The organism is Verruconatronum alginivorum (genome assembly GCF_056590205.1).
In genome coordinates this window covers 3,053,260-3,076,822 of record NZ_JBWPVQ010000001.1, presented here as the reverse complement: position 1 = coordinate 3,076,822, position 23,563 = coordinate 3,053,260, and the positions used below count along the sequence as shown (strand labels likewise).

General features: G+C 61.3%; 10 protein-coding genes and 1 tRNA gene. 7 read left to right on the top strand and 4 right to left on the bottom strand.

What is annotated here, in order from left to right:
* Nucleotides 1-48 precede the first annotated feature (48 nt).
* The 4 genes from ACWUI2_RS11065 to ACWUI2_RS11050 form a co-directional block, all read right to left on the bottom strand.
* The gene (locus ACWUI2_RS11065; RefSeq protein ID WP_486982908.1) at nucleotides 49-4,635 is read right to left on the bottom strand and encodes a right-handed parallel beta-helix repeat-containing protein; all 4,587 of its coding nucleotides are present in this window, start codon (nucleotides 4,633-4,635) and stop codon (nucleotides 49-51) included.
* Between the two features lie 185 nt (nucleotides 4,636-4,820).
* Nucleotides 4,821-7,862: an alpha-mannosidase gene (locus ACWUI2_RS11060; RefSeq protein WP_486982907.1), complete on the bottom strand. Its 3,042-nt coding sequence runs from the start codon at nucleotides 7,860-7,862 to the stop codon at nucleotides 4,821-4,823.
* A 218-nt stretch (nucleotides 7,863-8,080) separates the two neighbouring features.
* Nucleotides 8,081-8,155 (bottom strand) — tRNA-Cys (locus ACWUI2_RS11055).
* A 39-nt stretch (nucleotides 8,156-8,194) separates the two neighbouring features.
* Nucleotides 8,195-9,130: a helix-turn-helix domain-containing protein gene (locus tag ACWUI2_RS11050; protein WP_486982906.1), complete on the bottom strand. Its 936-nt coding sequence runs from the start codon at nucleotides 9,128-9,130 to the stop codon at nucleotides 8,195-8,197.
* Nucleotides 9,131-9,266: 136 nt separating this feature from the next.
* On the opposite strand from ACWUI2_RS11050, the gene ACWUI2_RS11045 reads away from it, so the two are divergent.
* From ACWUI2_RS11045 to ACWUI2_RS11015, 7 genes are all read left to right on the top strand, one after another.
* Nucleotides 9,267-10,511, top strand: a complete 1,245-nt coding sequence (locus tag ACWUI2_RS11045; protein WP_486982905.1) for an L-rhamnose isomerase — start codon at nucleotides 9,267-9,269, stop codon at nucleotides 10,509-10,511.
* 452 nt (nucleotides 10,512-10,963) lie between these two features.
* Nucleotides 10,964-14,386, top strand: a complete 3,423-nt coding sequence (locus ACWUI2_RS11040; RefSeq protein ID WP_486982904.1) for an Ig domain-containing protein — start codon at nucleotides 10,964-10,966, stop codon at nucleotides 14,384-14,386.
* A 268-nt stretch (nucleotides 14,387-14,654) separates the two neighbouring features.
* Nucleotides 14,655-16,136, top strand: a complete 1,482-nt coding sequence (locus ACWUI2_RS11035; protein WP_486982903.1) for a DUF1800 domain-containing protein — start codon at nucleotides 14,655-14,657, stop codon at nucleotides 16,134-16,136.
* Nucleotides 16,137-16,157: 21 nt separating this feature from the next.
* Nucleotides 16,158-17,393: a DUF1501 domain-containing protein gene (locus tag ACWUI2_RS11030; RefSeq protein WP_486982902.1), complete on the top strand. Its 1,236-nt coding sequence runs from the start codon at nucleotides 16,158-16,160 to the stop codon at nucleotides 17,391-17,393.
* Nucleotides 17,394-17,862: 469 nt separating this feature from the next.
* On the top strand, nucleotides 17,863-18,810 hold the full coding sequence (locus ACWUI2_RS11025) for an aspartate carbamoyltransferase catalytic subunit (protein ID WP_486982901.1): 948 nt from the start codon (nucleotides 17,863-17,865) through the stop codon (nucleotides 18,808-18,810).
* Nucleotides 18,803-20,083 carry a dihydroorotase gene (locus ACWUI2_RS11020; protein WP_486985060.1) on the top strand — a complete coding sequence of 427 codons (1,281 nt, stop codon included), beginning with the start codon at nucleotides 18,803-18,805 and terminating at the stop codon, nucleotides 20,081-20,083. Before ACWUI2_RS11025 ends, ACWUI2_RS11020 begins: the two co-directional genes overlap by 8 nt.
* A gap of 960 nt (nucleotides 20,084-21,043) precedes the next feature.
* On the top strand, nucleotides 21,044-23,521 hold the full coding sequence (locus ACWUI2_RS11015; RefSeq protein WP_486982900.1) for a prolyl oligopeptidase family serine peptidase: 2,478 nt from the start codon (nucleotides 21,044-21,046) through the stop codon (nucleotides 23,519-23,521).
* The last annotated feature ends 42 nt before the right edge of the window (nucleotides 23,522-23,563 follow it).

Sequence of the window (23,563 nt, the reverse complement as noted above, 5' to 3'; positions counted from 1 at the left end):
CCTCGCGTCACCGCGCAACTTCGATTGGCGTTCCGGAGTCTCATGCGTTCATCGTTGCCGTACGCGCAGCCGGAGAAAACCTTTGGACGAATCTTCCGGCAAAGCGGCCTCAACCGTGACCCGGTCGAATTCCTCATCTTCACCGGTCCGTCCGGTTTCGATCAAATACGGTGGCCCCGCCTTCCATTCGACCAGATCGGTCGAAACTTCCGGGGAATAAATCAAATCCGGGACGGTCGTTCGTTCCAAATAAACCATCGAGAATCCATCTCCGCCGTTCCCGTATCCGAACAGATCGTCGAGCACCACCCGCTCCCAGGCGCTGAATCCGAAGGCGTAACGCAACAGATTCTCCACTCCGTCACCGGCCGGAGCCGCCCGGGCCCCACTGATGGCGGGATCGTTGAGATCGCCTCCCGCGAAATTCTCCTTGCGCCATCCTTCGAACGACACCGGCTCCGGCTCGAAGAGCGCTTCCCGCCGGATCGCGTCGAGATCGCTTGGAATCAGTGCCGCCGCCGATCCGGTGGTTTCCGCGTAGAACCGCATGTCGTCCAGGTAACCGTGGAAGGCACGCCCCCGGTCCAACGAACGGTTGCCGATCACCAGCCGGCTCAAGGAGACGTCTCCGAAATTGAGGTTTCCAATCGAACCGACCCGGGTTACCGACTCTTCCTTGCCGCCCCGGTAAAAATCGAGTTGCCCCGCCGGCCCATTGTAAACGATCGCATAAAACACCCACTCCTGGGTAGCCTGGAAGGCGTGATCGCTGACATGGTTCCGGCTGTCGTTCATTTGCACGTTGATCGAACCGGGTAGCTGGTTATCCCCGAGCACCTGCAGATTTCCTCCGCCCAGATCCCACAAGCGGGCGACTCCCCCGTAAGGAGTTGTTCCGGCGGTGCGAAACCAACCCGTGAGGGAAAATGACTCAAAGGTCGTGTTCGACGAAAAGGCCTGGGCTCCGATGGCGATCGGACCGTTTCCTCCCATCGCCACCGCTCCACTGAAATCCAGCGCCCGCGTCCCCGCCCGCCCCGAAACCCCACTGCCGTCGGGTCCGAGAAGGTTCACGGTGTTGTTGGAAAAATTCCTCATCGTCAGGTCCGAGTTACCGCGCGTTCCGACGTTGGGAGTGGTCGAACCAACGGCTTCATCGAACGGGTAATGCAGGAGCGGGGTCACCTCCCGACTCCAGCTGACGCTCCGGAAGTCCCAGACGGTTCCCTCGGAGACGTCGCTTTTTCCCCCGAATCCAAATCGGTTCATTCCGGCAAAGGGACCCGCAACGGTCCCAACGACTTCCGCCCGCCGGCCGTGCGGATCGACGAGGGAAGCTACAAATTCGAGCGTATTCCCACCATCCACGATACTCCCGCGAAACTCGAAAGTCATCGGGACGCCGAGTCCGGCTTCGGGATCGGAGGCGGAGGGAGATGCCGGTGGATTGGGCAAATCCGCGAAGTCGGTCCGGGCGAGTTCCACGCCATCCATACCCCGCACGACCGCGATATAGGCTCCGCCCGAGGCGTTCGGCCTCCATTGAAAGGTCAGGTAGGAATCGGGATCCCGGGGGTCAAACGACTCGAAATCACCCTCGCCGAACAAGACCAAACCGGCCCGCGCGCCGAGATCACCCGCCGCCAGCGCCGACAGGCTCGCCTCGGCGCGAATCACGAAATCGGTGGGCGGAAATCCGGGATTGCCGACACGGACGGTGCTCAACGAGATCTCTCCGGCTTGGGGTCCGGCTCCCAAGCGGACCGACTCCGATTCCAAGGTCCACGATCCTTGATTGTTGCGGGTGAAATCCCCGCCATCATCGCGCCCCTCCGCTTCGCCGAACCGGTATTCGAACGGCCATTGAATCGCGGCGAGATCGACCAGTACTTCCTCGACTTCATACAGGCGAACCGTCTCTCCGTTGTTAAACTCCGCCTCGATCATCGCCGAGGAGGGATCGCGAGGCCCCCACTCTCCACGAAAAGCGCCGACGCTGCGACCATCGCCGTCGAACCGGAGCAATCCGAAAAAGTCGTGCCGGACTTGGGTCGTCCCGTGATCCAGCGTTCCCGATATCGTCAAGCTATTGTCCAGCGGCAACCGGTAGTTGCCCCGGTCGCCTTCCGGAAACACGGGCCACTCGTCCGGAAGCCAATCGGCGTTGGCGACATCCCGGGCGTTCCGGTCGACCAGATCGGTCGAGCGGCTTTGAATCCCCTGGTTGACCCCCATCATCAGATTATTCGCGATCGTCTGGCTCCGGTTTTGCAACGGGACGAATCGGGTGCCCCGGTCGTCTCCCCCTTCCACCGTGGCGATGGCCTGGGTCCCGGACCGCCCTTGCCAGGCCGGCAATGGATTGTTCCGGCCGTCGATCGTGTTGTGCATGATGAGCGTCCGGTCGCTGCTCCAGGTCAGAACTCCGCTCCTGAACCAGGCGGGGCCCGGTCGCAGATTCACGGATACATTGTTGGCCACCAGATGCGGACCGGGCGACGCTTCGACTCCGACCGCGAGGGCGTATCCGTCGATGACCCGGTTTCCCTCGATCCGGTTGTTATAATGCTCCCAATCGAGCCAGATCGCCGGTCCGTGCCCCCCTTTGAAGGTGTTGTAACGGATGTGGGATCCGCTCAACCGGAACACTTTCATTCCGCCCGACTCGTCCATCGAGACGTAACCCGCCCAATTGGCGTTTTCGATATGGTTGTGCTCCAGGATCGTCCGACCCCGGCCCGGGATCGGGTCGTTCAGATTTTCCTCGGTCAGAAAAGCGCTTCCGCCAGTGGCGCCGAGCCCGAGATTCCCCATGTTGATCACCCAGTTGTTCCGGATAATGATCGGAGGATCATGCTGGTCCATGTCGCGCAAATACACGCCGAGACCGCGCACCTCCCCGTCCCGCACCAGACAGCCTTCCAGGAGAGATCCCATCCCCTCCACCTGAACCATCGCCGTCTGTTGATAATGGGCTCCATGACGCACCTCGAATCCCCGAAACTGGACAAAGTCTCCCACCAAATGGACCATATGGTCGCGCCGGGCCGACAAATCCATTTCGGCCTGGTTCGGATCGGCGTCACCCGAGAGGCGGACATAAACCGCCCGTTCCGTGCCCGAGGTTGGGAACGGCCCCAGCACCATGTATTCGTCGATATATTGGTTCGAGACGCCGCTGACCGGTGGCTCCGACAGATTCGCGGGCGCGTCGGCGGAGGCGATCCAATTCGGCATACCACGTCCCGCCCGGATCCTGAAATCAAGCAAATCGGGTCGATAGGAGGTGTCCATTTGGAACACCACGTGATTCCAGCCTTCCGACAATGGAAAACTGTTCCACACATCGCCGAACCCATAGTTCCGGGCCGAAACCGGTTCGCGATGAAGCTGTTGATTCAGATCGTCGAAATAGCGCATCACCGGGACCCGTTCGCCATCAACCCAGATCCGGTATTGGTTGCGCTGCCAGTGCATCGGCCCGCCGGTCATCCGTCCGGCCCGAAAGCCCGCGGCCACATAGGCCTCCCCGGCCACCGGAACCGGCGCGTCCGGATCGAGCGAGTCGCGGTCGCCCGGCTCGACCCAGATCCAGGTCGACATCCAAATGATCGCCTCACCAGCCGGCTCCGTCCCATACACCTGACCGAAACGAATGAACCCGTCCCCATCCGTCGCCACCCGCTGCCAGGTAGCGCCAAACTGGGAAGTCCCTTCCTCCGGAACCAGTTCGGACTGCCTGCTGACATCAAGAAATCCCCGCGACGACCGACTCAGGGCCACTTCGTTTTCCCCCAGCTCGTGCGGCAAATCCCGCTCGATCAACCATTCGCCGCCGTTCGAAACCGTTCCGAGGACGTTGGTGAAGAGATTCGCCCGGTAAACGCCGGGCCACTCCGGTTCCGGCGTCCAGGCGTTCGCCGGAAAAGGATCATTTCCGGTTACCACCGGCATCGAGCCGTCTGCCCCCCGCACCCCTTCAATGCGGATCGGAGCGGCCTCGGTCCCGCTCGCGTTCACCGTCACCCGTTCCCGGTAAATCCCCGGATAAACATGAATCACCGTGCCCGGCCCCGCCCGGCCGACCGCTTCCCCGATCGTGGCCAACGGCTGATCCATGGTCCCCGGGTTGCCGTCGCTGGCGTTGGGCGCCTCCCGGTCGACCACCAGGTCGGGACCGGGCGTGTTGCGGATCGGAGCCGGTCCGGTCTGGGCCGGCACGATCCATTCCGGTTCGCCCGGCGTCTTGAAATACCAATTGCGCAGATCGGCGGCCGAACGGCCGAACACCGCCTGGGCAAACGCCTCCGCCCCGCCGGCGGGCAAATCCTGGATCTCGTCCAATGGAAAATTGATCAGCCAGTGCCCGGCCGGCGTCACCTCGACTTCATTTCGATCCGCGACGAAACGGACCTCTACCCCCGGGGCCGCCTCCAACAAGACCCGTTCCCCTTCGGGAGTGATCACCGCTGGCTGCAACGGCAGATGCTCCGGAAGATTCGGCTCCGGATTCGGCAAACGATTCGCGGAGGTATCCACCGGAAAATGAACCAAGCCGAACAGACCAAGAACCAGGAACGCCCGCAAGGAGGCACGCGCTGACGACAGAAAACCGGGACGTTTCAGAAAAACCATGAGAACTGGTGGGTTGAGGATAATCGTTGGAACGACACCCGCGGGAAACAATCGGTTCCCCCTCGGCATTATCGCCCTCCGCAATGTAAACGTTAGGAATAATGAAGATTGACCCGATCCCGACGCAACAAAAAAAGTTCTACCCTACCCGAAGAAGGCCAACTTTCGTTGGTCGCGGGATACACTCAGCTCCGTTCCACCCGAAGGCTCACCACTTCATACGGACGGAATTGAATCGGATCCCCATCCCCGAGCCACGCTTGTTCGGCCTGTCCACGGGCGTCGCATCGGGCCGCGCGCCAACCTTCCCTCAGGCGGATTTTCGATTCGCCCCGGCGCCCGAGAGTTTCATGCAACCGCATCACCCAACGTCCCGCTTCCAGCGGCCGCGCCCAAGCCGGCTGCAACGAATCCCCGCCCGTCAATCCTAACCACCCGCAATCTTTCCCGCCCCCATCGTATTCGACGAAGGGCGTGAACAGGATATCGGCCAGCGCGGCCGCCTGGGCTTCCCGCGGAAGGCAGGTGTCATACAAACCGATGGCAAGGCGGACCCGATGACGTCCCTGGTCCGAAAATGGCTCGGCCGGCGCCCCCGCCCGCAGTGCCTTGGGCAAGACCGGTCCGTAACGGTTATCCTCGCCGGTGATCCGCGCGCTTCGGAGAAGACTGACCGACAGCAATCCTTCGCGACAACTGAAACCGTATTTCGCTTCCGTCGCCACAAACAATCCTTCCCGCTCCCCGTCGTCGCAAACCGCCGCCCATCGGCTGCCGGGAACTTCCCACTGCGCCTCGTCGGCGATTCTGCCTGACTGTTGGGACCGGATCACACTGCCAAAGGGTTGGCCGAACCGAGCCATACTTCCGCTGTAACCGGTTGGAAACGCCACTTTTAAAAGCGTTTCCTTCTCCCGCCAATCAATGTCGTAGTCCACCCGCAGAGCACCGCTTCCGCTTTCCAGCGAATAACGGGTCGCGATCCGGCTCCCCTCTCCGACCGACCGTTCGAAGGTGATCGCCGCGCGATGGGTTTCGTTTTCAACCGTCCTCCGAACAGGTCCGTCGACCGGCCGCCCCAGCGACATGGTCTGACGATCGATCTCCCAAGCGTCGTAACAATGCGCCCGATCCGGCATCAGAAACAGGGCTCCCGCTCCTTCCCGAATCGCCAGGCGACGGCCCTCCACGACGAGTTCCGCGATGTTTCCGTTTTCATCGAACACGGCCCGGACCATCCCGTTGTCGAGCCAGTCTTCCCCGGAGCGCACCTCCGCGATATCGACGACCGGCTCCAGTTCGCCAACCGGCTTTCCGGTCAACGGCGGCAATCGATAAACCACATTCTCGCGCCCTTCTCCCCCGGGACCAATCCAATTCCTCGCGAACGGCAACGGATTGAAGACCGCTTTCCCTTTCGCTCCCTCCGTTTCCAGCTCCAGCTTGGTCTGCCGCCAGGCATTCTCACCGATCGTCCGCAATTCCGGAATCCCTTCGGCATAAACTTCCCAGATTGAGCTCCCCGGGATGTGGTCATGGAACTGGGCGAAAATGACCCGCCGCCACATCTCCTCATCGATCGGTTGCCCGGAACCGGCACACCGGGCCGCTTCCAACACTTGAAGTCCCCGTTCCGCTGCCCGAAAGACCTCCTTCAAATCGCCATGGGTCGTAAAAATCCCTCGATGGTATTCGAGCAAAAGTTCCCCCTGATACCTCGGCAGACGGTCCTCTTGTTCCCGGAGTCGATCGAAAAACGGTTCAGCCAAGCCCCACTCCCCCTTCGGAAGTCCGGCCAGTTCGCCGAGGCGCCGCACCCGTTCGCACATTTCCGCGGTCGGGCCTCCCCCGCCATCGCCAAATCCGGTCGGCAACAAAACTTCGTCATGCACGTCGGCCTGGCGATAGGCATCCGCTGCCGCCCGCAACTCCCCGGCGGTCGCCTGCCCGTTCACCCCGACTCCCTGGGTCAAATAGGCCAGCACTTCGCTCCCATCGTTTCCCTTCCAGACAAAACTGCTATAAGGAAAACGAGTCAACGCGCCCCAGGTCAGCTTCGTAGTGAAAAAGTAATCGACGCCCGCCAGCTTCATCAATTGCGGCAAACAGGCCGAGAACCCGAAGGTATCCGGCAACCAGAGAGATCGGGAAGGTTTCCCCGAAATTTCGCGGAATCCATCCTGCCCGATCAAAAATGCCCGCAACAACGCCTCCCCGCACGGCAGCAACGTGTCGGACTCGACGTCCAATCCCCCGGTCGCCTCCCATCGCCCGTCACCGATCCGCTGCTTCACCCGATCGTAAAGGGCCGGATTCGCCTTTTGCACCGCCCGGTAGCAAAACGGCTGACTGAAACTGAAACGCAATTCCGGATACCGGTCCATCAAATGATCGACGGTCGCCCACGTATGGACGGCCTTGGCCGTCCCGATCCGCTCCGGCCACAACCACACCAAATCGAGGTGGGCATGTCCGACAAAAGTCGCCCGGAGCCGGGCATCCGCCGCCGCGAAATCCCGGTAAACGGCCCGCAACGCCCGCCGAAATTCCGCCAACCCCTCAAGGTCGAGCCGATCGACCGCCTCATCCAACCGTCGCAGCAACCTCCGCTGCATCGGAAGCATTTCCTCCATCGGCGGCTGATAACCGATCGCCTCCGGCGGATTGCCGGGCAACGCGCTGCTCTGCTCCGCCATCAGACAATCGTAAAGCACCGTGAAGTCGTGATAGCCCCCCCAGGCTTCCTCGTTTCTCCGAACCAGAAAACCTCCCTCCAACCGGCTTCCCCGGGCTCCGATCGCCGTCGTTCCCGGATGCCAGGTCGCCGAATGGACCAAATGGCTTTCCATCCAAACCTCCCGGGTCCCGGCCGGAAGCGGGGCGTAGCGATGGGCGACATCAAAACCGCAATAAGGAACTCCGTCGATGTAAGCCGTCGCCTCCGCCTGGTCCCGCCAATGCAAAAAGACCGGTTCAGAGCCGGAGACCGACGGCAGTTCGAGGCGAAACCAGCGCTGCTCGAACAACTCTCCCCACTGATGGGGATACTCCTGGATCTCGCCGCGCGGCAACCGGACCGCCTCCTCCCAGGAAACGGCTCCGGTTTGCCCGGAGGTTTCCTCGCAGCGGAGCGGTTCCGCGCCCCCCCAAATCATCCGCTCGAGACGCTCGACCGTCGCCTTCAAACGAGGCGGAACCAACTGAAGAAAGGAATGTTTCGGCAACATCAGTAAAAACAATCGTCAATGTGAACGTTAGGATCAAGACAGGCAGGCGAACGGAAGTCGAGACCGGAAATTCAAAAAGCGCACGGCCACAGCCCCGCGCGTTAATTTATTGGGCTTGGCAATCGGCAGGGGACCCCGCTCTCCTTCAACCCAACAAGTGGGGCTTCAAATCGCCGAAACAGCATTCACCGAACAAAGGACCCTTCCCTGATGCAACATGGAGGTGAGGGCGGGAATCGAACCCGCGTATAGGAGTTTTGCAGACTCCGGCCTTACCACTTGGCTACCTCACCTGATGTCGACTCGCCTTAAAAGGGTGCGTCGTAAAAAGATCAAAGGTTTGCGCGTTTCGGGGAGGTTTCAAGTTTTTTCTTCCAGATTTCCGCCTCCGTCCGATATTGCCGGGGAGACAACCCCGTCTCCTGCTTGAACTTTTTCGAAAAATAATACACCGATCCGAACCCAGCCGCTTCCGCGACTTCGGTCACGGATAGAGAGGAAGACCGCAAAAAATCACAGGCCCGGTTGATCCGGATCCGCAACAGGTAACCGGCAGGTCCATATCCAGTCTCCTTCTTGAACGCTTGCCGGAAAAGGGAATAACTCAGCCCCACTTCCCGGGCGACTTCCGGCATGGAGAACGTTTCGCCCATCCGGTTCAACAGGATCCGCTGAGCCCGGTGAATCTTATCCCGCAACCGTTCTTTCGCCGAAACCTCCCCCAACCCACCCAACCGCAGGAGCGCCAGCAGAGTCGCCACCTGCGTCGCCCCAACGTCCCGGCAACCCGGATCGTCCCGTCGGCTCCACAACCGGATCGACTCGAAACAGTTCAACACATGAGAATCGTCCCCAACCGCGATCACCTCAGTTTCGTCCGGCAAAAACCGTCCGACCAACGCATCGGCCAATTCTCCCCGGAAACCAATCCATTGCTCCGTCCACCCGGTTGCCGGATCGGGCCAATAGGAATGCCAGACTCCTTTCCGGACAACCAACAGGTGTCCGGCCCCGACCGGAACCGTCCGATCGAGCCGTTCGCTTTGAAAAAAGCCACGGCCATCTGTCAAAAAGAGCAATTGATGCTCCGGCAAAACTCTCCCCCGCTCCACCGAAAACAGGTAGGCGCCGGGATGGCCCGCCGGAGGATACTCCCCGCCGGGTGGAACAGTCTGCTTTCCAACGTCGATCAGATCAATCCCCCATCCAATAGAGTTTGGTTGCGGAGGAAGATAACGAATATTGGACACCGAATCATCCCGGGACATTTCGCGACAACATCATACGAGCCGAAGGATGTCAAAAAAGATAAAAACAAGGTCATTTCCTCCATTTTATTTTTCATCCGTTCTTGCTACCTTAACGGCCCGGACAGACCCGAAAAACCAACCAAGGACAAGACCGATGAACGCTTTTGAACTCGCGAAGGAACGTTACCAGGAAATCGGCGTCGACGTGGATGCCGCGCTCGACCGCCTCGCCCGCGTGGCGATTTCGATCCATTGCTGGCAAGGGGACGATGTCGGCGGATTCGAAAACCCGGGAGGCGAACTCGGCAGCGGACTGGCGGTCACCGGCAACTACCCCGGAAAGGCAAGGACGATCCCGGAGTTACAGGACGACCTGACCGCGGCCGTCAGTTTGATCCCGGGAAAACACCGCCTCAACCTCCACGCGATTTACGGCGACTTCAGCACCGGTCCCGCCGACCGCGACGCCATCGAGGTGAAACACTTCCAGGGTTGGATCGACTGGTGCAAGTCCCATGACCTCGGCCTCGATTTCAACCCGACTTGTTTTTCCCATGACAAGGCTGACGACGGTTTAACCTTGTCCCACCCCGATCAGGCCATCCGCGATTTCTGGATCGAACATTGCAAGCGCTCCCGGACGATCGGGGCCGAGATGGGAAAACAACTCGGCTCGCCAACCGTCACAAACATTTGGATACCCGATGGCTACAAAGATCTGCCGGCCGACCGCTTCGCTCCGCGCGCCCGTTTGTCGGAGAGCCTTGACCGGATTCTCGCCGAGAAACTCGACTCCGCCCACAATCTGGATGCGGTGGAGAGCAAGTTATTCGGCATCGGTTCGGAATCGTTCGTGGTCGGTTCCCATGAGTTTTACCTCGGCTATGCGGTCAAAAACCAAACACTGCTCTGCCTTGACGCCGGGCACTTCCATCCGACCGAAGGGATTGCCGACAAGATCTCCTCGGTGTTGCAATTCGTCCCGAAACTTCTCCTGCACGTCAGCCGGGGCGTCCGGTGGGACAGTGACCACGTCGTGATCCTCGACGATCTGACCCGGGCAGTGATGGAGGAAATCGTCCGCTGCGATGCTCTGGAGCGGACGCATATCGGACTCGATTTCTTCGACGCCAGCATCAACCGGATCGCGGCCTGGGTGATCGGAACCCGCGCCGCCCAAAAGGCGCTCCTGCTGGCTCTGCTTGAACCACGGCAACGTCTCCGCCAGGCGGAGGCGGAAGGGGACTTCACCACTCGCCTGGCAACGATGGAGGCATTGAAAGTGATGCCTTTCGGCGAAATCTGGGAGGAATTCTGCCGTCGCCAGGATACCCCCGGCGAAAATCAATGGCTCGCCGAAGTGAAGCGTTACGAAAACGAGACTCTTTCCAAACGCTGAGACGGCACCGCCGTTTTTGGAACCGCAGATTTCGCTGATTTCCGCAGATCAGAGGATTGGATGAAGCAACTCCTCTCTCCAGATCAGCGCCCATCTGCGAAAATCTGCGGTTCCTCTCTCCTGTGATCTGCGGGCGCCATGTAATCAGACGTGGTGGGATCACCGTCGTGTCATTGCGAGGAGGCTCCGCCGACGAAGCAATCCACGAAACAGCGACCCGCGCCCCCTTTCCCGGAACGTGGATTGCGCGTCAGTCGTTCCTCCTTCCTCGCAATGACAGACGGTTGTCTGTTTTTCCCACCACGTTCAATCGCACCCGGGCATTTCGAATTGCCTAAATTGAGATTGACACCCGGCAAGACTTTAGGAAAAGTCAAACTTTCCAGCGAGCTCGCCCCACCTTCCCCTCTCAGGATTCGTGGACGATCTTTCCTCCCAACCCACAAAATAAAATGAATGCGATCCCTGCTCTCCCAGCATCCTCGCGGGCATGGTCTGCCCGCCTGTCCATCGGACTCCTGTTGATTCCCCTCTTTCATGGTTCCCCGGCTTCCGCAACCCCGGGAATCGAAATCCTCTCGACCGAAGGACGGGTCTCGAACTTCGCGACCGTCGACGTCAGCGGCCGGTGTCCGATCAATGCAACCGCCTCGACCAACGGTCCGCAGGTCCGTCCGTTCGCCACGAACGTCCCGGTCGCCTGGAATCCGAACGCGCCGGCGTATTCCTTTCTCTTCGAAGAAATAACCTCTGCCGGCGGCGGAGTTCGATGCGAATGCCCGGGCAATTGGAACTGGACCTACTCGACGATCGGGACCGCTTGGAGCTGGAATCGCGTCGCCGTGCGCGGCGGCCTCGGCGGATCGGGTATGGAGATCGACTGGAACAACAACCAATATGCCCGCGCCAAGAATGATGGCATGCCGTTTTTGGCCCGGGCCGACTCTGATTTCCGGGCCGAAATCGACTTTGAAATCACCGGGTTCCTCCCGGGGACGCCGGTCGAGGTCTATTACCGGTATTCTTTCTCCAACAACTGGAACGAACAACACGAAGCGGTCGGCGAGGATCCCAACCGCTCCTATCTTCGAAACCTGGAACTACGGGTTCCGGGGGGGACTTTTTGGGATCTTTGGCCCAATAGCCCGGGCGACACCGGCCTGATGGAGGATTCGGGCTCGATCACGATGACCGCCGGCGAGATTTACACCTTCGTCTTCAGCGCCGACGGCATTTCTCAAGTGTTGGCCCCGGGCAGACCGAATCCACCCGCCTGGAGGATGTTTTGCGAAACGGAAATCTGGAACGACGTTTCAGGTGCGTTCACGTCTGGGACGCTGACCCTTTCGCTCGTCCCCCTCCCTCCTCCGCCCCAACCGCCTCCGCCGGTCATCCTTTATTCCCTGGACATCGGCTCCGCCCAGGAAGCAAGCCTCGGGGGCACGTTCGATCCGGGCGACCTGTATCCCCAACGATTCTTCCAGGGACAGAACGCCTCCCTGTATCGAAATGACGCGTCGCTCTTCAACGGGACCGATCCCTGGCCGACTCCATCGAATTCCGCCTCCTTCGCGCCAGTGGCGGACGGAGACGATCCGTCAGACGTGAGAGGCCAATTTTTCAATATCAACGGCACCGCGTTTCTCCCCTTCGACCTCGCCCAATACATGGAAACGGCAGGGATCACCGCGGGACCGATCGGGTGGAGCCAGCTTTACCTCGCTTTTCCGGACGTCCTCTCCTGCGTCGATTCCCCGCTTTACGTATTGGTTTCCTTCGATGACGACGGGCTGGCTCCGTTCACGGCGGATCCGCAAAACGGTCCCGGAGGAGCGCCGTTTAACAGCTCCTCCCCCGACTTCGGCGAACCGTTCGGCCAGGAGCTGCGACGGGACGAAGTCCTGCAACTCCGGCTCCTTCTTGGCGGTTCCGGGGTACCCCCGACGGTCGTCGAGGAACGACAATTCAGCGAATCCGTCCTGGACCCCGACCTCATGCCGGATCCGGCGCCGAACGATTCGACCAACAACAACGACATCAACGCGCTGGCCGTGCTCGGCGGCGAACGCCCCTCTTCGTGCGGCGATTTCTGGTATTTCACCGTCGACAGCGAAGCGCATTACGGCCTCGATCCGGGAACGATTTACGTCCAGGGAAGTTCCGGCTCGTTCCGCCCCGCGATCCTCCCCTCCCATCTCGGATTGCCCCGCGGCGTCGATATCAATGCCTTCGATTTCGCTTGGGTTACGGGAGCGGAGGAAGGCGAAATTCGACTCGGAGTCATCTTCAGCGTCGCGATGAATAAACCGCATTTCCCGGAAAACGAATCGGCCGGACTGCTCCCGGGTATGATCTACGTTTCCGCCTTGGATGGAACCCACCGTCCGTTTTTGGATGCTCCACTCGACGGCGACATCGATGCGCTTGCGGTTTTCCGTCAACCGTTCGTCAGCCCTCCGTTGATTTTCACGGAGAACCTCCCGGATGGATACGTCGGCAGCTATTACAGCGTCCAACTCGAAGCATCGGGCGGCATGGCCGGTTTGTTCAACTGGAGCCTCGCCGGTAGTTCCCTTCCGGCCGGTCTCAACCTCGACCCGCAAAGCGGAACCATCACCGGCACTCCAACCGCGGTCGGTGACTACACCGTGACCATCGAAGTGGAATCGGGCACCGCCGGATCAAACGCCCGAACCTACATGTTGACGATTCAACCTTCCGCGGCCCCTCCCTCCATCACCACCCAGTTTCTCTCGCCCGGATTCGTCGGAGCGATCTTCCAAGGAGAAATCGAAACCTCCGGAGGAGCCACCCCCCTCCGCTTCGATGTCACCTCCGGAGCACTTCCCCCAGGGCTCACCCTGAACGTCCTGAACGGTCGGATCAACGGTGTCCCCACCGAAGAGGGGACCTTCGACTTCACCATCGAGACCGAAGACAATCTGGGGCGAACGGACAGCCGGGCCCTCGACCTCGAGGTTTTTTCCGCTCCCCCCGAAGCGCCGGTCATCACTACCGCAGCCCTTCCGAACGGACGGGTTGGCGACCCCTATAACTTCAGCCTGAATGCCACCGGAGGGTCGGAACCTTACACTTGGGGCTGGATGAGTGGATTGCCGGACGGACTCGACCTCGCATCGGACGGCACGATAACCGGAACCCCGACGGCAGCCCAACAGGTTGCGTCGATTCAGGTCTTCGTTTTCGACACCAACTTCCAACAAAACGTCGCCATTCTCCACATGGGGATCTTGCCGGCCACCTCCCAGGGAGCCACACCTCCGCTCTTCACACTTCCAGTGGGCCCCTTCCATCTTGATCGGGACGATCCTTGGAGCCACACCCTCGGCGTCTCCGGCGGAGAACCTCCGCTGTCCTTCTCGCTGATGGCCGGATCCTTGCCGACCGGACTGACCTTGAACGGCCTGACCGGAACGATTTCCGGCGTCCCAACACAAAACGGCGACCAGCGGGTCGCCATCGTCGTGGAAGACGCGCTGGGAGACTTCGATACCGTATCCGTCGACATTCATGTCCGGGATCCGGGCCCCCAAGGCTACCCGGCCTGGAAAGCGTTCCACGATGTCCTGTCCGACGGTGTCAGCCAAGATGGCGACAATTATCCTCCGATGGGAGAATACTACTTCGGTCTCGACCCGAATAGTTGGGACGCCCCCGGGTATTGGGGAATCGAACCGGTTTCCGGATACGGCCCCGACTATTGGCGGGTTCGGGTTCCCTCCCGGGGAGTCCCGGACGTGGGCGTCGAACGGGAAATCTTCGATTTCTCAAATCACACCTGGAACCGGCTCAGTACCGACCTGTTCGTGCCTGGAAACAAGACCATGGTTCGCCTGCGGTTTTACGAAAAGTAAAAAATACGGGCGTGCCAAAATTTCAAGAACCGCAGATATCGCTGATTTCCGCAGATAAGAGGATGAGGACCGAAAGAAGCAGCCCCTCTCTCCGGATCTGCGCCCATCTGCGATATCTGCGGTTCCTCTCTCCTATGATCTGCGGTTCCCATTGAAAAGGGGGTCGCTTTTCGCGCATCTCGGTTTAATCTATGCGGAACTATAACCCATGGTCGGCGTTTCATTCGCTTGACCACTCGATTGAAACGTTCTCGCACCCGGACTCTCCATGGACATTAAACTCCCTCCCCACTTGGCATGGCAACCGATCTCCGGCAATCAATGGACCGCCGCCCATGCCCGCCACCTTTGCCGTCGCGCCGGTTGGTCCGCCCGGTCGGACCAAGTGGAAGCCGTCCTGCGGGCCGGACCGGCGACCGCCGTCCGCCGGATGTTCCAGACCCCACCTTCCATGCCGATCCCCGACCGGATCACCGAAGCGGAACGACGCCGTCCCGAAGACCAACAAAGGGCCCGTCAGGCCACCGACCCGGAGGAACGCCTGCGAATCCAACGTGAAATTCGCCAGCGCGATTACGGCGCGTTCCAGGAGTTGGCGACCGACTGGCTGCAATTCGCCAGCGACCCGAAAAACGCGCCCTACGAAAAGTGGGTGACGTTTCTGCAAAATGTTTTCGTGGTCTCGTTCGACACTGTCCGCAATCCGACCGCGATCTACCAACACCATGAGTTGCTTCGCCGCAATGGCTTGGGCTCCTATAGGGACCTCTGCCGGGCCGTTTCCCGCTCCCCGGCGATGATGCAGTATTTGAACTTAACCCAAAGCCGCGCCTCCGCTCCCAACGAGAATTTCGCCCGCGAATTATTCGAACTCTTCATCCTCGGCGAGGGCAACTACACCGAAACCGACGTCAAGGAGGCGGCTCGGGCCTTCACCGGCTACCGCCTCCGGGATGGCGAATTCTACCTCGCCCCAGGGCAGCAAGACCGGTCCCAGAAAACGATTTTCGGACGCACGGGCCGATGGAACGGCGACGATGTGATCCGCCTAGCCCTGGAGCAACCGGCAGGCTCGACCTTCCTGCCTGCGGAAATGTGCCGGTTCTACCTCACCGACCAACCGCTCCCGGCTCCTCATATCGCCGAACTCGGCAAAATCTGGCGCCAGGCCGATTTCGATCTCGGCCTCCTCCTCCAACGCTTTTTCACCAGCCGGCTTTTTTACGACGAGCAGTTTCGCGGCAATCTGATCAAGAGCCCCCTTCAGTTCCACCTCGGCCTCGTCCAGGACCTTCACCTGACCGTTCCGCCGTTTCCCCGTTCGGTTCTGGTCAGTTACCGTCAAATGGGACAACAAATCTATCATCCGCCGAACGTCCGGGGATGGGTCGGCGGCCAACTCTGGATCAATTCCTCCACCTTGAGCGCCCGCCGCAATCTGGTCGAAACCCTCTTCCAGCCCGTCAACGAAGACCGCCTCAACGCCGACGAACAAGCCGCCCTGAGGGCCGCCCGCCAGCGGGGAACCGTCACGCTCGCCGTCACCCGGGAGCGCCTCGCCCAAATGGCCGAAGCCGAATCCGATCGGGTCGCGCAACGCTTCATCGACGCCTTTCTCCCGTTCCCGGCCACCGCCGATTACCGGAAGACCCTCGTCGCTTATCTCGAAAACGGCCCCGGCAACCGCGTCAACCGCATCCAAACCGCCGCAATGGCGCTCCTTCAATCTCCCGAATACAATCTCTGCTAACCGCGCGAGCGACGAACCTCCATGAAAACCACACCGTTCACCCGACGCGAATTCATCACCACCAGCGGCCGCGGCCTCGGCCTTCTCGCCTTCAGCCAATGGGCGCCCCTTTTTCTCACCCAAAGCGCCCTCGCTGGAGCTCCCCGCGCCGAAAAAGACCGCACCATCCTGGTCCTGGTCCAACTAGCGGGTGGTAATGACGGATTGAATACATGTATCCCGTATGAAAGCAGCCGCTACTACGAACTCCGGCCGACCCTCGCCATCCGCAAACAATCCGCCCTAAGACTGACCGGCGAACTCGGCCTTCACGAATCGTGCGCTCCGATGCATGAGTTGTTGAAAGAGGGCAAGCTGTCGATCATTCAAAACGTCGGTTACCCGAATCCGAACCGGAGCCACTTCCGCTCGACCGAGATTTGGGAAACCGCCAGCGACAGCGACCGATTCGCCCGCACCGGCTGGCTGGGGCGCTTTTTCGACAATGCCTGCGCGGGCACCCCGCAAGAAAGTTCACCGGTCGGGATGCATGTCGGGAACGAAGTCCCCCAAGCCTTCCTCGCCGACCGGCCCCATGCCTTGCACGGAATCAGCGCCGGTAGACGCAACCGCCGCCAGCACGAGGAGACCGTCAAACTCCTCGGCTCCCTCCTCCAATCCTCGCCCCCCGATGGCAACCCCAACGGCACGTTCCTCCAACACACGATGATGAACGCCCTCGCCACCGACAACCGGGTGCAGAGGATTCTGGAATCGCAGCGGTCCCGGGTCACGTATCCGAACAACACCTTTGGCCAATCGCTCTCCGCCATCGCCTCCCTGATCGCCGGCGGCATGGAGACCCGCGTCTATTTCGCCAGCCTCGGCGGTTTCGACACCCACAGCAACCAGGCGACCAACCACGCCAACCTGCTCCGCACCCTCTCCGCCGGATTGAGTGCCTTCCAGCAAGATTTGGAACAACGGAAACTTGACGACCAAGTGGTGACCATGACCTTTTCCGAATTCGGCCGCCGCCCCAACGAAAACGACAGCGCCGGCACCGACCACGGCACCGCCGCCCCACTCTTCGTGATGGGGTCCAAGATCAAAGGCGGCCTGATCGGCGGCGCCCCCGACCTCGACATCGAGCGCAACGCCGACCTGCGATACTCGGTCGATTTCCGCCAGGTTTACAGCACCATCCTCGACCGCTGGCTCGACTGCGACTCCCAACGCATCCTCGGCCGCACCTTTGACCCGATCCCGTTTTTGTGACCAAAGAACACGAAGCTCCCGGTAGCATCCCGGCTTTCGCCGGATGAGGGAGCGGCGCGCTTCAGCCGCCGTCGTTGCACGCGCGGATTCGGCGGATCCCCCCCTTGCCCGACGGTCTTCGGCTAAAGCACGAAGCTCCTGGCAGCATCCCGGCTTTCGCCGGATGAAGGAGCGGCGCGCTTCAGCCGCCGTCGTTGGACACGCGGATTCGACGAACGCCACCTTCGCCCGACGGTCTTCGGCTAAAGCACGAAGCTCCTGGCAGCATCCCGGCTTTCGCCGGATGAAGGAGCGGCGCGCTTCAGCCGCCGTCGTTGCACGCGCGGATTCGACGGATGTCCCCCTGGCCGACGGTCTTCGGCTAAAGCCACGAAGCTCGCCCGCCTCCGATTCTTTTCGTCCCCGCCATTGACATTTGGCGGGCGCTCCGTGACAGAATATTTTCCAGCAAACGGAGAGGCCGCAACGGATGAGCTGGAACAAAAAAGACCTGATAACCATCGAGGAACTAACCCGGGAAGAATTGGACACGATCTTCCGGGTCACCGCCTCGTTTAAAAAGATTTTAAACAAAGGAGGTCGCGTCCCCGCCCTCATGGGGAAAACGGTGGTCAACCTCTTCCTCGAACCGAGCACCCGAACCCGGGTCGCCTTCGAGATGGCGGCCAAACGCCTGGCCGCCGACATCATCCTGGTTAACGCCCCAGCCAGTAGCGTAGTGAAAGGCGAAACCCTCCGCGACACCGCCCAAAACATCCAGGCGCTCAACGCCGACTTGATCGTCCTGCGCCACAGCGCCGCCGGAGCTCCGCTCTATTTGAGCAACGTGGTCGACATCCCGGTCATCAATGCCGGCGACGGCGCCCACGAGCACCCGACCCAGGCCCTCCTCGACTGCTTCACCATGCAGGAACACCTCGGCGACCTGAAGGGGCGCAAGGTCACCATCCTCGGCGACATCGTCTTCAGCCGGGTCGCCCGCTCCAACATCTGGGCCCTCGGCAAACTCGGCGCCGAAGTCACGCTGGTCGGCCCGTCGACCCTCGTCCCGGAATGCCTCACCTCCCTCGGTGCCAAAGTCTGCCACGACCTCAAAAACGCCCTCGCCGACGCCGAAGCAGTCATGCTCCTGCGCATCCAGCACGAGCGGCAGAGCTCGACCCACTTTCCCTCGCTCGGCGAATACACCAGCATGTTCGGCCTCAACAAGACCCGCGCCTCCTGGCTCAAGCCGAACGCGATCATCATGCACCCGGGCCCGATCAACCGCGGCGTCGAAATCGACTCCGACCTGGCCGACTCTACCCAATCGGTCATTCTCCAGCAGGTCACCAACGGCATCGCCGTCCGGATGGCCGTCCTTTACCTTTGTTCCGGCGGATCGCCCGACGCACTGAAAGAATATGAGAATGCATAAACCGCTTTGGATCCGAAACGGCCGGGTCATCGACCCCTCCCGGCAAATCGACGAAACCCGCGACCTGTTCGTCCTGAACGGCAAACTCGCCGACTCCCTTCCGGACGACCAGCACGAAAAATGCCGGGAAATCGACGCCACCGGCAAAATCGTCTGTCCGGGGCTGATCGACATCCACGTCCACTTCCGCGAGCCCGGCCAGACTCACAAGGAAACGATCCTCACCGGCTCCCAGGCCGCCGCCGCAGGCGGTTTCACCACGGTGGTCTGCATGCCGAACACTTCCCCGCCCGCCGACAACGCCGGCACCATCCAATACATCATGGACACCATCCGGCGCGACGCCGTGGTCAACGTCCTCCCGACCGGTTGCATCACCGTCGGCATGGCTGGCGACCACCTCGCCCCGATCGGCTCCCTGAAAAAAGCCGGCGTGGTCGCCATCACCGACGACGGCAAATGCGTCCAAAACAACGAAATCATGCGGCGCGCCGTCGAATACGCCAAAATGTTCGACCTCGTCGTCATGGACCATTGCCAGGACGAAAGCCTGACCGAAGAGGCCGTCATGAACGAAGGGGCCTGGTCGACCCGCCTCGGTCTCAAAGGCTGGCCCGCCGCCGCCGAAGACGTGATCGTCTCGCGCAACGTGATTTTGTCGACCCTCACCGGCGCCCACATCCACATGCAGCACGTCAGCTCCGGCAACGCGGTCGACATCCTCCGCCGGGCCAAACAGCGCGGCGTCCGGGTGACCGCGGAAGCCTCGCCCCACCACATCTCGTTGACTGACGAGTGCCTGCGCACCTACAACACTAATTACAAGATGAACCCGCCGCTCCGGACCGAGGCCGACCGCCTCGCCCTGATCGAAGGATTGAAGGACGGGACTCTCGACCTGATCGCCACCGACCACGCTCCGCACACCAATTACGAAAAAGACCGCGAATTCGACTACGCTCCCTTTGGGATCATTGGCTTGGAAACCTCCCTGGCGGTGACGCTCGAAACGCTCTATCACTCGGGGGAAATGGGCTTGAGCGACCTTCTCGCTTTGATGACCCACAAACCGGCGGCGTTGATCAAGTCCGACCGCGGTACCCTCGCCCCCGGCGCCATCGGCGACGTCACGATCTTCGATCCGGACGAAAAGTGGGAGTTCACGAACAAGGAGATTCACAGCCAATCCGCCAACTCCCCCTGGCTTGGCAAGACCCTGACCGGCCGAGTCAAATACACCATCGTCGCCGGCCGGGTAGTGTTCCAGTCCTGATGGCGACCCATCAGGACCGCAAAACATTTGCCCCTGCAACCCGCACCTTCGGCGCTTGAGCGGCGGCGGTGTTCTCCCAACCGTTTCGAACCCCCGAAGGGGGGACATCCAACAGCCCAGGGCAACGCCCTGGGTTTCCGTCATCCACGGAACGCGAGCCCTGAAGGGGCGGCATTCCCGACGGCCGACGCATATTCCGCCCTTTCAGGGCTCCCCTTTTTTTGTCGGTAAATACCCAGGGCGTTACCCTGGGCTATAGCATTTCGCACCTTCGGCGCTTCCGCGACGTTGGATACCCTCTTCGGGGCTTGCGCGACGTAGAATACCGCACCTTCGGCGCTTGAGTGACGTAGCATGCTGGACCTTCGGTGCTGGCGCGACTGCGGCGGTGTTCTCCCAGCCGTTTCGAACCCCCGAAGGGGGGACATCCAACAGCCCAGGGCAACGCCCTGGGTTCCCGTCATCCACGGAACGCGAGCCCTGAAGGGGCGGCATTCCCGACGGCCGACGCCTATGTCGCCCCTTCAGGGCTCCCCTTTTTCTTCGATCCCACCCCAGGGCGTTGCCCTGGGCTATAGGATACCGCACCTTCGGCGCTTGGGCGACGTAGGACGCACCTACGCTATAGGCGGCCTCCTCCCCACCGCACCCTCAAAACGACCCGCAACATTTTTTAATTTTCTTCTTGAATTCCCTTCGGATTCATGGATTGTGTTGGGTCGTGAATCGAAAGGTTCATGATATCATGGTTTCTCCCGCCTAGCGGGAGTTTTGGGGTAACTAAGAAAGCAGTGGGCGGGTCGCTTTAGGGGTAGGGCGACCCGCCTTTTTCTTTGCCCGTTTTCCTCGCTCGTTTCCACCCGCCCCGCCCCCGCCCTCGCCGTCGGTTTGTCCCCTTCCCTTGACGATTCCACTCCTTTTGCCACATTGCCGATAGCCGATATCCGGTTTCCTTCCCGCATGAAAGATTTTTTCCGCTTGTTCAACCTCCTGATCCTCCTGATCCTCCTGGTCGCCGCCTCCCCAATCGCGGTCGCCCAGTCGACTCCCCTGCTCGACGGCCTCGAAACCACGGCCGCCGACGGCGCCTACAAGGTGCCGCCGTCGCCGATCCCCGAAATCATCGACGCTCCCCGGACGCCGGCTATTTCAATCAGCCCCGACCGCTCCACCCTCGCCTTGCTCGGACGGCAAAACCTTCCGCCGATCGAAGACCTCGCCCAACCCGAACTGGCGCTGGCCGGAAGTCGGATCAATCCGCGAACGAACGGTCCGAGCCGGGCCTTCTTCTTCCGCTCCATCACCCTCCAACGGGTCTCCGACGGAACCCACCGCGAAATAGATTTTCCGGGCGAACCGCGCCTGGGAACTCCGGTCTGGTCGCCGGACGGAGGGAAAATTGCCTTCACCAACACCGTCGACAACGGCATCGAACTCTGGGTGCTCGACATCGGCTCAGGCGAGCTCCGCCGATTGATCGGTCCGGAATTGAACGCCACCCGGGGCTCTCCGTTCGCCTGGGCTCCCGACGGCCGTTCCCTGCTGGTCCAACTCGTCCCGCCCGACCGCGGAGACCCCCCCTCGCCGGTCGAAGTCGCCACCGGACCGGTGATCCAGGAAAACCTCGGTCCGGCCGCCCCGGTTCGGACCTACCAGGATCTCCTGTCAAACCGGCACGACGAGGCGATGTTCGATTATTATTTCACCAGCCAACTCGCGTGGGTTCCGGCGGAAGGAGGGCCCGCTACTCCGATTGGTGAACCGGGAATCATCAGCGGCATCCAGATCTCCCCCGACGGCCGGTTCATTATCGAGCACCGCACCAAGCGCCCCTACAGCTACCAGGCCCCGGCATTCGCCTTCGCCGGCGAAATCAACGTCCTCGACCGCGACGGCCAACTCGTCCACCAAGTCCACGACCGGCCGACGGTTACCCTGCCCCCGATCGGCCGCGACATGGTCAATACCGGACCCCGGCGCATTCAATGGCGGGGCGACGCCGACGCCACGTTGATCTGGACCGAGGCGATGGACGGCGGCAACGCCCGGGCGGACGCGGAAGTCCGGGACCGGGTTTTCGCTTTAAACGCTCCGTTCGATGGCGAACCCGCTGTCGTCATCGATCTCGACCAACGGTTCTCCGGCATCACTTGGGGACGCGAAGATCTGGCTTTGGTCCGGTCTTTTTGGCAGACCACCAGCCGGACCAAAACCCACATCATCGATCCCTCCCGCCCCGACGCCGAACCCCGCCTTCTCTGGGACCGGTCGGCCGAAGACCGCTACGGCGATCCGGGAACTCCGGTCACCGAACCGGGCGACGCCGGGCGTTCCTTGTTGGTGTTCGGCGAAGACGGGGAATCGATTTTCCTGCGGGGCAGCGGCGCTTCCGAACGGGGAGACTTCCCCTTCCTCGACCGGTTGGACCTGACGACCGGAGAAACGGAACGACTTTGGCAGTCGGCCGAAACCGACTACGAATACGTGGTCGTCCTGCTCGACAACCGGGGCGATTCGCTGCTGACCCGGCGCGAATCGGGCGAGGATCCGCCGAACTATTTCGTGCGGGAGCGAGCGACCGACTCGATGCGGCGCTTGACCGACTTCCCCGATCCGGCCCCGCAGTTGGCCGGGATCCGGCAGGAAATCATCACTTACCGCCGGGACGACGGCGTCCTGTTGAGCGCCCGCCTGTTGACTCCGCCGGGATACGATCCCGAAGTCGACGGCCCGTTGCCGGTTCTGTTTTGGGCGTATCCGCGGGAATTCCGGGACGCCGACGCCGCCAGCCAGATCGCCGATTCCCCCAACCGCTTCAGCCGCCCCTGGGGGTCATCGCACCTCTTCATGTTGACCCAAGGCTACGCGATCCTCGACGGCGCGGCGGTCCCGATCATCGGGGTCGGCGACGAAGAACCGAACGACACCTACATCGAGCAACTAGTCTCCAGCGCCCGCGCCGCCATCGAGAAAGTGGTGGAAATGGGAGTCGGCGACCCGAAGCGACTCGCGGTCGGCGGCCATTCTTACGGGGCCTTCATGGCGGCCAACCTTCTGGCCCACTCCGACATCTTCCATGCCGGAATCGCCCGCTCCGGCGCTTACAACCGGACCTTGACCCCCTTCGGCTTCCAAGCGGAACCCCGCTCGTTCTGGGAGGCCCGGGAGGTCTATTTGCAGATCAGTCCGTTCAACTACGCCCACCAAATCGAGGCGCCGATGCTCCTCATCCACGGGGCGGAAGACAACAACGCCGGGACCTATCCGATCCAGAGCGAACGGATGTTCCAAGCCTTAAAAGGACACGGCGCGGTGGCCCGCCTGGTGATGTTGCCCCACGAAAGCCACGGCTACGTCGCCCGCGAATCGGTCCTCCACGTCCTCGCCGAAACGATCGAGTGGCTCGAACGCCACGTCAAATACCGGGACGGCGGATAAGAAATACTCGGCCTGACCCCTTCCGCTGTTCCTAAAAGGACT

Excerpts from the sequence above, each read along its gene's own strand:
- ACWUI2_RS11065 (WP_486982908.1), bottom strand. The coding sequence starts at position 4,635 with ATGGTTTTTCTGAAACGTCCCGGTTTTCTGTCGTCAGCGCGTGCCTCC.
- ACWUI2_RS11060 (WP_486982907.1), bottom strand. The coding sequence starts at position 7,862 with ATGTTGCCGAAACATTCCTTTCTTCAGTTGGTTCCGCCTCGTTTGAAG.
- ACWUI2_RS11050 (WP_486982906.1), bottom strand. The coding sequence starts at position 9,130 with ATGTCCCGGGATGATTCGGTGTCCAATATTCGTTATCTTCCTCCGCAA.
- ACWUI2_RS11045 (WP_486982905.1), top strand. The coding sequence starts at position 9,267 with ATGAACGCTTTTGAACTCGCGAAGGAACGTTACCAGGAAATCGGCGTC.
- ACWUI2_RS11040 (WP_486982904.1), top strand. The coding sequence starts at position 10,964 with ATGAATGCGATCCCTGCTCTCCCAGCATCCTCGCGGGCATGGTCTGCC.
- ACWUI2_RS11035 (WP_486982903.1), top strand. The coding sequence starts at position 14,655 with ATGGACATTAAACTCCCTCCCCACTTGGCATGGCAACCGATCTCCGGC.
- ACWUI2_RS11030 (WP_486982902.1), top strand. The coding sequence starts at position 16,158 with ATGAAAACCACACCGTTCACCCGACGCGAATTCATCACCACCAGCGGC.
- ACWUI2_RS11025 (WP_486982901.1), top strand. The coding sequence starts at position 17,863 with ATGAGCTGGAACAAAAAAGACCTGATAACCATCGAGGAACTAACCCGG.
- ACWUI2_RS11020 (WP_486985060.1), top strand. The coding sequence starts at position 18,803 with ATGCATAAACCGCTTTGGATCCGAAACGGCCGGGTCATCGACCCCTCC.
- ACWUI2_RS11015 (WP_486982900.1), top strand. The coding sequence starts at position 21,044 with ATGAAAGATTTTTTCCGCTTGTTCAACCTCCTGATCCTCCTGATCCTC.